The sequence below is a fragment of the Sphingomonas sp. Leaf25 genome (assembly GCF_001421635.1).
GTDB lineage: Bacteria > Pseudomonadota > Alphaproteobacteria > Sphingomonadales > Sphingomonadaceae > Sphingomonas.
Genome location: NZ_LMKU01000012.1, coordinates 618,289 through 629,842, shown reverse-complemented (window position 1 = coordinate 629,842; position 11,554 = coordinate 618,289). Strand labels below are relative to the sequence as shown.

The 11,554-nt window shown below is 67.0% G+C and carries 9 protein-coding genes, 2 pseudogenes and 1 other annotated feature; of the genes and pseudogenes, 6 read left to right on the top strand and 5 right to left on the bottom strand.

Going from position 1 to position 11,554, the window contains the following annotated elements:
- Positions 1 to 602 (top strand): annotated as a pseudogene (locus tag ASE78_RS07485) (IS701 family transposase); the annotation flags it as partial.
- Positions 603 to 852: 250 nt separating this feature from the next.
- Here ASE78_RS07485 and ASE78_RS07480 read toward each other — a convergent pair.
- Genes ASE78_RS07480 through ASE78_RS07470 form a run of 3 tightly spaced genes read right to left on the bottom strand, consistent with a single transcriptional unit; the run spans position 853 to position 3,774 of the window.
- Positions 853 to 1,866, bottom strand: coding sequence for an NADP-dependent oxidoreductase (locus ASE78_RS07480; protein WP_056495105.1), 1,014 nt, complete (start codon positions 1,864 to 1,866; stop codon positions 853 to 855).
- On the bottom strand, positions 1,863 to 2,963 hold the full coding sequence (locus ASE78_RS07475; protein WP_056495100.1) for an alkene reductase: 1,101 nt from the start codon (positions 2,961 to 2,963) through the stop codon (positions 1,863 to 1,865). Before ASE78_RS07475 ends, ASE78_RS07480 begins: the two co-directional genes overlap by 4 nt.
- Before the next feature lie 31 nt (positions 2,964 to 2,994).
- The gene (locus ASE78_RS07470) at positions 2,995 to 3,774 is read right to left on the bottom strand and encodes an SDR family NAD(P)-dependent oxidoreductase (RefSeq protein ID WP_056495098.1); all 780 of its coding nucleotides are present in this window, start codon (positions 3,772 to 3,774) and stop codon (positions 2,995 to 2,997) included.
- 105 nt (positions 3,775 to 3,879) lie between these two features.
- Here ASE78_RS07470 and ASE78_RS07465 point away from each other — a divergent pair, with 105 nt between their 5' ends.
- The 3 genes from ASE78_RS07465 (at position 3,880) to ASE78_RS07455 (ending at position 5,310) form a co-directional block, all read left to right on the top strand.
- On the top strand, positions 3,880 to 4,464 hold the full coding sequence (locus tag ASE78_RS07465; protein ID WP_056495097.1) for a TetR/AcrR family transcriptional regulator: 585 nt from the start codon (positions 3,880 to 3,882) through the stop codon (positions 4,462 to 4,464).
- The gene (locus ASE78_RS07460; RefSeq protein ID WP_055760644.1) at positions 4,461 to 4,907 is read left to right on the top strand and encodes a PaaI family thioesterase; all 447 of its coding nucleotides are present in this window, start codon (positions 4,461 to 4,463) and stop codon (positions 4,905 to 4,907) included. The genes ASE78_RS07465 and ASE78_RS07460 overlap by 4 nt, the downstream gene beginning before the upstream one ends.
- Before the next feature lie 79 nt (positions 4,908 to 4,986).
- Entirely contained in the window at positions 4,987 to 5,310 is a 324-nt protein-coding gene (locus ASE78_RS07455) for a hypothetical protein (protein WP_056495096.1), read from the top strand.
- Positions 5,311 to 5,605: 295 nt separating this feature from the next.
- Here the strand turns inward: ASE78_RS07455 and ASE78_RS07450 are convergent, their stop codons facing one another.
- Positions 5,606 to 5,974: a hypothetical protein gene (locus ASE78_RS07450; protein WP_156351318.1), complete on the bottom strand. Its 369-nt coding sequence runs from the start codon at positions 5,972 to 5,974 to the stop codon at positions 5,606 to 5,608.
- Positions 5,975 to 5,993: 19 nt separating this feature from the next.
- Positions 5,994 to 6,566 carry a hypothetical protein gene (locus tag ASE78_RS07445; RefSeq protein ID WP_162236471.1) on the bottom strand — a complete coding sequence of 191 codons (573 nt, stop codon included), beginning with the start codon at positions 6,564 to 6,566 and terminating at the stop codon, positions 5,994 to 5,996.
- Positions 6,567 to 6,571: 5 nt separating this feature from the next.
- On the opposite strand from ASE78_RS07445, the pseudogene ASE78_RS07435 reads away from it, so the two are divergent.
- Positions 6,572 to 7,801, top strand: a pseudogene (locus ASE78_RS07435) (IS3 family transposase).
- Positions 6,858 to 6,974, top strand: a sequence feature (AL1L pseudoknot). Its footprint overlaps the pseudogene before it by 117 nt.
- A 63-nt stretch (positions 7,802 to 7,864) precedes the next feature.
- The gene (locus ASE78_RS18630) at positions 7,865 to 11,221 is read left to right on the top strand and encodes a S8 family serine peptidase (protein ID WP_056495091.1); all 3,357 of its coding nucleotides are present in this window, start codon (positions 7,865 to 7,867) and stop codon (positions 11,219 to 11,221) included.
- The last annotated feature ends 333 nt before the right edge of the window (positions 11,222 to 11,554 follow it).

Below are 11,554 nucleotides of genomic sequence, written 5' to 3'. Positions count from 1 at the left end.
CGGCGTGGGGCGCCAGTACACCGGGTCGGCCGGCAAGGTGACCAACTGCCAGATCGGCGTGTTCGCCGCTTATGTCTCGGCCAAGGGCCATGCTTTCGTCGACCGTGCGCTCTATCTGCCGAAGAGCTGGATCGCTGACCCGGTACGCCTTGGCGGCTGCGCATGTACGGGAGGGCACGGCATTCGCAATCAAACCGGCGCTGGCGGTGAAGATGATCGAGCGTGCGATCACGGCCAGCATGCCGTTCGCCTGGGTCGCGGCGGATGCGGTCTACGGCGTCGGCGACATCGAGCAGGTGCTGCGCCGTGCCGGCAAGGGCTATGTGCTGGGCGTGAAGGGGGACCATCGCTTCGGCTCATGGGGCGACAAGCCAGTCGTCGCGGGCACCGCCACGCGGATCGCAAATGACCTCGATCCGGCTGCATGGCAGCGTCTGTCGGCGGGCAAAGGCACCAAGGGCGAGCGCTTTCACGACTGGGCCTACTTCGAACTCGCCGACCTCGAAGCCGACGAATACGTCGATGGCGCAACCGGAACATGGACCAATGGCCTGTTGATCCGCCGCCACGTCGTCGGTGATGACCTTGCCTTCTTCACCACCTAGGCGGGTTTCAAACTGAACGTGGTACGCTACAACGTCGTCAACGCGCTGGGCGATTTTTCCGGCCGGGATCGCGGGGTCAGCGCCGTGTCGCGCGGCGAGATCGTTTTTTGACAAAACTGGCGCGTTATCGGGCAGGGAACGCCCGGGCCGTGGTCACGAACGCCTCATGATCCCGGGAGATGCCGCAATGCCCGGCATCGGGGTAGACGACCCGCACCCGCGACCGACGTCCAGCGCTCTGACGCGGTCATGCCGCGTCGCGCCGGACGGTGACGACGACCTTGCCCTTCGCGCGGCCGCTGTCGACATAGGCGACCGCGTCGTTCAGCGCATCGAAGGTGAAACCGCGATCGAGTACCGGGCGGATCGTGCCGGCATCGATCAGCGCGCCCAGTTGCGCCAACTGGTCGCCATCGGCGTGCATGAACAGGAAGGAATAGTCGACGCTCGCACGCCTGGCCTTGCGGCGGATGCCGGTGCTGAGCAGGCGGAACAGGAGACGCAGGACCGGATTGAGACCCTGTGCCTTGGCGAAGGCGGGATCGGGCGGGCCGGAGATCGAGATCAGCTTGCCGCCGGGCTTCAACACCTTGAGCGACTTTTCCAGCGTCTTGGCATCGAGGCTGTTGAGCACGACATCGTAGCCCGACAGCAGCTCGGAAAAATCCTGCGTCCGGTAATCGATGACGACATCCGCGCCCAGGCTGCGGACGAGGTCGGCATTGGCGGCGCTGGCGGTCGTAGCCACCATCGCGCCGAGATGCTTGGCGAACTGGATCGCGATCGTGCCGACCCCGCCCGTACCGGCGTGGATCAGCACCTTCTGGCCAGCCTTCAGCCCTGCGGTCTCGACCAGCACCTGCCATGCGGTCAGCCCGACGAGCGGCACCGACGCCGCCTCCGCCATCGACAGCCTGACGGGCTTGGGAGCGAGGTCCGCCTCCGCCACCGCGATCCGTTCGGCGAAGGTGCCGATATGGCCGTCGCGCGGCCGGGCATAGACCGCGTCGCCGATCTTGAACCGGTGCGCGCCCGGTCCGGTCGCGACGACGATGCCGGCAAGGTCGTGGCCGAGGATGAAGGGCGGCTTGTAGGGCAGGATCGGCTTGAACGCGCCGTCGCGGATCTTGCCGTCGAGCTGGTTGATCGCGGTCGCGTGGATCTCGACCAGCACCTCGCCCGCTGCCGGTACGGGATCGGGCAGGTTGGTCAGCGTCAGCCGCTGCCCCTTGCCATAGCGTTCGAGCTGATAGGCCTTCATGCCACCTGCTCCGGTTCGTTCGCCAGGGCCGGATAATCGGTATAGCCCTTCGCGCCGCCGCCATACAGCGTCTGCGGATCAATCTGGGCCAGCGGCGCGCCGGCCTGCATCCGCTCGACCAGATCGGGATTGGCGATGAAGGGGCGGCCGAACGCGATCAGGTCGGCCTTGCCATCGGCCAGATGCGCCTCAGCCAGCGCCCGGTCGAAGCCGTTATTGGCGATGTAGGTGCCGCGGAACCGGGTGCGCAGCGCGGCATAGTCGAACGGCACCGCATCACGCGGGCCACCGGTCGCGCCCTCGACGACATGGATATAGGCGATGCCGAGCGCGTCGAGCTGCCCGACGATATGATCGAACAGCGGCTGCGGATCGCTGGTGTCGATGCCGTTCGCCGGCGATACCGGCGACAGGCGGATGCCGGTACGATCGGCCCCGATCTCGGCGGCGACCGCCGCCGTCACCTCGATCATCAGCCGGGCGCGGTTGGCGATGCCGCCGCCATAGGCATCGGTGCGGTGGTTCGCGCCGTCCTTCGCGAACTGGTCGAGCAGATAGCCGTTGGCCCCATGGACCTCGACCCCGTCGAAGCCGGCCGCGATCGCATTGGCGGCCGCCCGGCGGAAGTCGTCGACGATACCGGGGATTTCGGCGAGTTCGAGCGCGCGCGGTTCGGAGACGTCGACGAATCCGCCGCCCACCACCGTCTTGGTTTCAGCGCGGATCGCCGAGGGCGCGACCGGTGCCGCGCCGTCTTCCTGCAGGTCGACATGGCTGACGCGGCCGACATGCCAGAGCTGGAGAAAGATATGACCGCCTTTGGCATGGACCGCCTCCGTCACCTTGCGCCAGCCCGCGACCTGCACGTCCGAATAGATGCCGGGCGTGTCCTGATAGCCCTGTCCCTGGCGCGACACCTGCGAAGCCTCGGTGATGATGAGGCCCGCCGACGCACGCTGGCCGTAATATTCCGCCATCAGCTCGGTCGGCACCATGTCGGGACCGGCCCGATTACGGGTCAGCGGCGCCATCACCAGACGGTTGGCGAGCGTGACGGCACCGAGACGATAGAACGAGAAAAGATCGGGATCGGACATGACGAAGGTCTTTCGGGAAAGGGGCGCGGGATCAGGCGGTGTAGCGCGGCGCGGGGTCGATCGCGCCGAAGCCCGGCAGCATCGCCTGCCGCGCGGTCTGGAAGGCGGTCCACAACTCGCCGTCGTGCAGCGGCGGGATCGTCACGTCTTCGCGCGCGTCGAAGCCGACCAGCGCGGCATCGACCAGCGCATTCACGTCCATCATCGGCCCCAGCGACGCCTCGTCGGCACCGGAGCGGCCCCAAATCTCGGTGCGGGTCGCCGCGGGCAGTACGGCCTGGACATAGACGCCCTTCGGTCCCAGCTCGATCGCCAGCCCCTGCGACAGAAACTGCACGAACGCCTTGGTCGCGCCATAGACGGTCATGCCATATTCCGGCGCCAGCCCCACGGCCGAACCGATGTTGATGATCGCGCCATCGCCGCGTGCCGCGAGCCGGCGTGCCACCGCGCTGGCGAGCCGGGCGACCGAGGTGGTGTTGAGCGCGATCAGGCGATCGACCGCCTCGGTCGGCTGATCGACGAAGCTGCCACCCAGCGCGGCGCCAGCATTGTTGACGAGGATGCCGATGCGATCATCGTCGCGGAGCCGCGCTTCAACCGCCGCCAGTTGATCGAGGTCCGTCAGGTCGGCCGGCAGCACGTCGATGGCGACGCCGGTTTCGGCGGTCAGCGTCGACGCCAGCGCGTCGAGACGGGCGGCATCGCGCGCGACGAGGACCAGATCATGCCCGCGACGGGCGAACCGATCGGCATAGGTCGCGCCGATCCCGGAGGAAGCACCGGTGATGAGGACGGCAGGCTTAGTCATTGGATTGCCCTTTCGGATCGAGTTACTATATTGATGACAGTCGTCATGAATGACTAAATGTGATGGTCATCATGAAACGTCAACGGGCGAACGGAGATTATTTCGATGAAGGTCAGTCGCGAGCAGATGGTGGAGAACCGTCACCGCATCCTGCAGGAAGCAAGCCGGCTGTTTCGCGACCGCGGCTTTGCCGCCGTGACCGTGGCCGATGTGATGAAGGCCGCCGGGCAGACGCATGGCGGCTTCTATGGCCACTTCGCTTCCAAGGACGAGCTGATCGCCGCGACCATCGCCGACACGCTGGCGGGCGAGGGCTCGGCGATGACCGACGTCGAAGCGTGGACCGATACCTATCTGTCGCCGCTGCACCGCGAGAACCCGGATCAGGGGTGCCCGATGGCCAGCCTCGCCGGATTGATGCGGCACCAGACGCCCGACGCCCGGGCCGCCATGGCGCGCGGGCTGGACGCGCATCTCGATCGCTTCGCGCAGGCACTGCCCGGCGATGACGACGCCGCACGGCGCCGTGCCGCGATCGGGCGGTGGGCGGCGATGGTCGGCGCCGTCGTCCTGGCCCGCGCGGTCGATGACACCGCGCTGTCCGACGAACTGTTGCGCGAGACCCGCGCGTGGATCGCGGCGACGCAGCCTCATGCACGCATCCCACAGAAGGAGGAAACCGACGCATGAACGTCCTGATCGACCATGCCGGACTGGACGGGCACGACCAGTTGGCGGCACTGATGGCGGCCAACCGCCATCCCCCGATCGGCGAGACGCTGGAATTCGCGCTGGTCGAGCTGGAACGCGGCCGCGTGGTGTTCGAGGGTTCGCCCTCGCGCAAGGTCTTCAATCCGATCGGATCGGTCCATGGCGGCTATGCCGCGACGCTGCTCGACAGCGCCTGCGGCTGCGCGGTGCATTCGAGCCTGCCCGCAGGACAGGGCTATACGACACTCGAACTCAAGGTGTCGTATCACCGGGCCTTGACCGACACGAGCGGACCGGTGCGGGCGGAGGGAAAGGTCGTGTCGCTGGGCCGACGTGTCGGCTTTTCCGAAGCGCGGCTGGTCGACGCGCAGGGACGGTTATGTGCGTCGGCGACGTCCACCCTGTTGATCTTTCCCCTGTGAGCCAGCAGGGCCTGACAATGGACGGCGATGCCGGCCCGAACCACGATCAAGCCGCCGACAATCGCCACGGAGTCCGTCCATGAAACCGCTTCCTCTCGCTCTTGCGTTGATCCTTGGCCTGTCGGCGGCATCGCTCCCTGCGCAGGAGACGCGCTGGCCGCTTGGCGAGGGGGTCAAGTCGCCCGACAAGGCGCTGTCCATGCCGACGAAGCTGGCACCGGTATCGCAGTCGCTGACCGCCCTGCTGGATGCCGGCGGTACGATCGTCAGCTCCTATGTCGCGCCGACCGGACCGGTCGTGACCCTGCGCCTGCGCAAGAGGTTCATGATCTGCCTGTTGCAGGGGACCAACCCCGCGACCGATCAGAACGTCGCGACATCGGAATGTTACGCGCTGAATTAAGAATGAGCGGTCGGGCCTTGGGTACGTGGTGGTCGAGACGGCCGTGTTACCGTGGTTCGGTGGGCACTTCAGCGATACAGGTCATGCCTGAACGGCAGCCAGTTCAAGTATTGATCGAAAAGGCTCGCACTCGTCGAACCAGAGCGCGCACAGCAGTCCCAATCAGGATTCCTTGCAAGACGGCCGGCCGGGGGACGTGAGGCATTTTTCAATAGCCCCGAGCGGTTCTGACACTTCGATCTGGTGTCCTACCGTCAGATCCAAGCCACCGCAGCCGCAGGTATAATGAACGGGTTCACGATCTTGCGGTCTTCGAACCGATCAAAACCGGAATGGACCATGGCCAGCCCGCGTCGGCCAGCGGGTCGCTGATCCGGTCGGCGACCTCCCCCGCCTCACCGCTGGCGTACCAGTCGAGATAGTCGCCATCCTCCCGCACCCAGGCGACGACATCGCCGGCACCGCGATGCGAGTAGCATATCGTTTCGCCATGCTGGTTGCGCCAGTCGACACCGGCAAGCGCACACCACAAATCGACCCCGAAGGCACCGTCATCCCGGACCCGTTCGCCGAACAACCGGTCGAGGGCGGCCTCGAACGCCTTGGTCGGGCGACGGACACGGGTGCTGGCGGTTCCGGCAAAGTCGCTTTTGGTGGCAAACATCCCGGCAGTCTCCATCGCGCTACTTCTCTATGCCGAAATCGCGTTGGCGTCCCGGCCCTCTGGATCCGGGTTCGTCGATCCGAAGCTGACGCTCCGGCATGGCGCGGTCAAGCGCACGTTCCAGCGCCGGTTCGCGCAACATACGGGCTTGGAGCCGCACCTGCCGCTGGTCGACGATCGCTTTATCGGTCCGGATCCTAGCCGCCATACTGTTGGTGGTTACCGCTTTCCAGTCAGCGACGAACCGCTCGGCATAAGCACCGGGATCAAGGCGTACCTGCCCTTCGCACAGCCACGCCTTGGTCAGTCGCGCAGAATCGTTCTGCTTGTTCTGCGGTACCACCAACTCACGATCGAGCACGATGCGCAGATCCTCCGCACCGTTCGCGCGCATTGCGTCAAGAACCGACGCGGTAGCCGCCAATTCCTTTTGCTGCGTCGGTGCCACGGCACCGCCATCGATCACCTGCTGCTCGGCGGCGAGGAACAGGCGCGCATAGCGTTCGACAGCGGAATCGCTCGTGCCTGTATCCGGCAGCCGGATTGAAGCGCCCCGGGTTTGGCGGAGGCTCCGACTTGTGAGTAGGAGCAACCGGAATGAGCAAGACGACAAACAAACTCTCCCCCCGAAATCCGCGAGCGGGGGGTCGGATGGTGGGCAAGCACCGGGCGGATCACGCTTCGGAACGGGAAGCGATCACCTCGATTGCCGGCAAGATCGGCTGTACGGCGGAGACGTTGCGGCGCTGGTGCCGGGACGATGCGTCGCGGCGTGCCGGTCCGGTCCGGTCGCGCAGGCGGCCGATGACCGCGAACGGCTGCGGCTGCTGGAGCGTGAGGTGAAGGAGCTTCGCCGGGCCAATGAGATACTCAGGAAGGCGTCGGCATATTTCGCGCAGGCGGAGCTCGACCGCCACGGAGAATCACGATGGCGTTCATCGACGATCATCGTGCGGAGTTGGGGATCGAGCCGATCTGCCGGGAACTGGCGATAGCCCCCTCCGCCTATCGCCGCCATGTGGCACGCCGCATCGATCCGGACAAACGTCCGGCTCGGGGACGGCGCGACGATGCGCTGAAGGGTCATATCTGGCGCGTCCATGAGGCGAGCTTCGGGCTTTACGACGCCCGCAAGGTGTGGCGCCAGTTGCTGCGCGAGCAGATCAGGATCGCCAGATGCACGGTGGAACGGCTGATGGGGACCATGGGGCTGGCGGGCGTACGACGGGGCGGGACCTGCATTACCACGGTGCCCGACCGGAAGGCGACGTGTCCGCTCGACAAGGTCAACCGTGCCTTTCGCGTCAAGCACCCGAATGCGTTGTGGGTCGTGGATTTCACCCGGCCCTTCGTCGGGGCAGGCTCTACGTCCACACCTGGGGGGGGGTCGTCTACGTCGCCTTCGTCATCGACGCTTTCGCGCGCCGGATCGTCGGATGGAAGGTTAGCGCATCCGCGACGGCGGGCTTCGTGCTCGACGCGCTCGAGCAGGCCATCCATGCTAGGCGACCGACCGGCAGGGACGAACTCGTGCATCATTCGGACAAGGGCTCGCAATATCTCGCGATGAGCTACACCCAGCGTCTCGCCGGGGCACAACTGGTGCCGCCCGTCGACAGCCTTGGGGATTCCTACGACAATGCCCTGGCCGAAGCCATCAACGGCATGTTCAAGGCCGAGGTCATCTGGCGTCAGCGGTCCTGGCCCAGCCTCGCTGCGGTCGAGATCGCGACGCTGCGCTGGGTCGGCTGGTTCAACAACCATCGCCTCTTCGGTCCCAAATGCCTCCGCGAAACCCAGGGCGCTTCACCGGGATCAAACACCTAGAGCCTGCACCAACCGGCACCGCTGGCCAAGATCGTATCGCTGGGATCGACCGCGCTGGTCGCGATGCCGGCCGCCGCGCAATCGACCAACCTGCCCGCACCGCCGGCACCGACCGGCGGTTATTTCATGGCCAACGGACAGCGGACGACCGACTATGCCGCAGCACTCGATTCATGGCGCAAGGACGCGCAGTTCGCGGTCGATTATACCAAGAGCTATCTCGGCCTCGAATATGCCTATGTCCTCGGACTGAACGGCAGCGGTCAGACGATCGGCATCAACGATTCGGGCGTCGCCTTCGGCCATCCGCTGTTCGGCGGCAGCGGCAAGATCAGCGGTATCCGCACCGTCGCCCCCGCCGGCTATGGCAATGACGGGCAGGTCAATCCTCGTCGCCCGTGGGAAATCCACGGCACCCATGTCGCCGGAACCGCTGCCGGCGCGCGCGTCGCCGGGCAACGGATGTTCGGCAATGTCTATGGCGCGAACATCCTGTCGGCGACGATCAACTTCGCGGCGGGCGACTTCCTGTGGTGGAAGGATCAGGTGCTCGACGGCACGACCGTGTCGACCCCGCGCGACAACATCGTCGACCTTGCCAATACGGGGAAGGTGCGGATCATCAACAATAGCTGGGGATCGGGCACTTCGCTGCCCTATACCGCGTCGCTCGCCACCGCGCAGGCGCAGTTCCGCCAGACGCTGAACGGCTTCTACGACCCGGTCCTGAAGAACGACGTGCTGGTCGTCTTTTCGGCGGGCAACGGCGGCGGGGTCCATGCCAGCATCGATGCGGTGACGCCGCTCAACGACATGCGGCTGCGTTCGAACTGGCTGTCGGTCGCCAATTACCAGGCGAACGGCACTGCCGCGCCGAGCACCAGCTTCTGCGGCCAGACCGCGACGTGGTGCGTCGCCGGGCCGGGCAGCTCGGTGATCTCCAGCGTCACGACCTATACGGTCGACACCGCCGCGATCCAGGCGAAATATACCCGCGCCGCCTATCCCGGCATCTATGCCGCGACCACGCTGGCGGCGTTGCAGAATGCCGCGACCAACGCATGGCTGACCGTCCTCAACGGCTATCTCAACCGTCGCGCCGCCGCCGCCGCGGCCGGCACCAGTTTCGACGAGGCCGCCGAGCGGACCTTCGCCGCGCAGCAGGCGGTCGGCATCTCGCTCGCCTATGGCGCGCGCTTCGTCGGCGGCGATCCCGATGGCTATACCAGCACGCTTGCCAACATCCTGACCGTGCCCGGCAACGTCGCCATCATCGGCCGCGATTTCTCGGCATCGGTGCTGACGCAGGCGAACACGATTATCACCGCCGAGTTGCAGCAGTTCATCCGCTTCGGCGGTCCGGGCTATGGCGCGCTGACTGGCACGTCGATGGCCGCGCCCAATGTGTCGGGTTTCGCCGCGCTGCTGATGCAGGCGTTTCCCGAATATAACACCGGGCTGATCGCAGACATCCTCGTCTCCAGCTCGCGCGATCTGGATACGCCGGGCGTCGATCTGAAGTCCGGCTGGGGCGCGCCGCAGATGGGCGTGGCGCTGGCCGGGCCGACCGCGCTGCGCCAGACCCGCGAGGTCACGGTCGCGTCGGGCACCGTCGACGTCTGGACCAACGGCATCACCGACGCGCGCGATCGCTATTCGGCGGAAGTGCTCGCCGGCTTCGGCAACGACATCGGCGGGCTGACCAAGCGCGGCGGCGGCGAGCTGATCCTTGCCGGGGTCAGCAGCTACAGCGGCCCGACCCGGGTCGAACAGGGCCTGCTGACCGTCAACGGGCAACTTACCCGATCGGCACTGACCGCCGCCGGTGGCGGCACCATCGGCGGCAACGGCACGCTTGCCACGCTGACTGCCGCCTCGGGTGGTATCGTGTCGCCCGGCAGCGCGAATGCGATCGGCACGCTCTCCGTCGCCGGCGCGGCGGCATTCGGCAGCGGCAGCCAGTTGCTGATCGACATCGGCGCCAGCGGCACGTCGGACCGGCTGGTCGCCGGCACCGCATCGCTCGGCGGCACGCTGACGCTGCGCCCGCTCGACCGGCTGCCGCGCTTCGGCGATGCCTATACGGTGCTCAGCGCCAATGGCGGTGTCACCGGCACCTTCGCTGCCGCGACCTCGTTCAGCGCGATCCTGTTCCCCGAACTGCGCTATTCGGCGACGCAGGTCGCCGCGACCGTCGCCGCGCGCCCCTATGCCAGCGTGGTTGCGGCCACGCCGGTGCAGACGTCCTACGCCCGCCTGCTCGACAACAACCGCGCGGCCTATGCCTCGCTGCGCGGCACCTATGACCTGCTCGACCTGCAGGATGTCGCGACGATCCGCGCCTCGCTCGAAGGGCTCGCCCCGCGCGCCGAAACCGCGCGCCGGGCGATCGGGACGGTCAGCCTCGACAATATGGCGCGCTTCTATCGCGAGCGGACGGCGGCGATGCAGCCGGGCAACTTCGCCGGCGGATCGGTCGCGATGATCGGCAAGCCGCTGGAATTCGCCGCGACCGCCGTGGTCGCGCCGGGGCAGGCGATGAGCGTCGGCGATACGCCGATCACCAACGTCCGCGAAAACGTGTTGCCCGATACCGTTTCCGCCTATCTGGCGGGCGGCTATCTCAAGGGATCGGGTGCGTCGATGCCCGGCACCTTCGGCAGCGACACGCGCGATCCGTTCGACGGCTTCTATATCGCCGGCGGCGTGGAAGCGGCGGTGACCGACACCGCGATGCTCGGCTTCGGCCTGTCCTATTCGGACATCGACGGTGAGCGCCGCTTCGGTCAGGTCGCGAACGGCGAACTGATCCTCGGCACGCTGTACGGCAAGATCGGGACCGTCACCGGTCCGGCGCTCGACGCCCAGTTCGGCGCGGGCGTGTTCCAGTCGCAGACGCGGCGGACCGGGACGCTGGTCGGCACGACGTTCGACCTGCGCGGGCGCGACAATGCGCTGGCGCTGTCGAGCGAGGTCGGCGCGAGCTACAGCCTCGGCAGCGAGGCGTTGCGCATCGGGCCGCGCGTCGCGATCCGCGCGAGCCGGATCGACTTCACGCCGATCGCCGAGCGGGGCACCGGGCCGGCATTGCTGATCGCCGAGGACCGCTTCACCAGCGTGCAGGGTCGCGCCGGGCTGTCGTTCGATGGACAGGCGAACGGGCTGCGGCCGTTCGGTTCGGCCTATTTCGTCCATGACTTCCACGATCGGCCGGGCGTGTTCGACGCCGGCTTCGTCGGCGGCACCGGGGTGCGCGCACCGTTCGCGGTGGCGGGGCAGGACCAGAACTGGGGCGAGATCGGCGCGGGACTTGCCTATGGCGGCGAGCGTGTCGAATTCTCGATCGCGGCCGATGCCTCGGTCGGGCGCGACGATGTGCGCAACCAGTCGTACCGTGCCGGCGTGAAGGTGCGCTTCTGATCGCGTTGCTGCTGATGTTGGCGGGACCGGAAGCGGTTCCGCCGACGTTTCTCAACCGGCCGGGTGCGTCCGCCGCCTTGCTCGATCGCGAGACGGCAATGTGTCGGGCGATCACCACCGGCCCGGCGGCGACGATCGACGGGAGGCAGTTGACGCCCGCTGTGCCGGAAGCGTTGCCACCCGCGATCGAACCGGTCCGGTCATCGACCGACGCCTGCATGATCGCGCGCGGTTGGCGGCGGTTCGTCCTCTCCTCCGGCGAACGTCGCGCGTTGGCGCGAATGTCCGCAGCACGGCGGATGCGAACCCTGGCGGCATTGCGCAGTGCAAGGC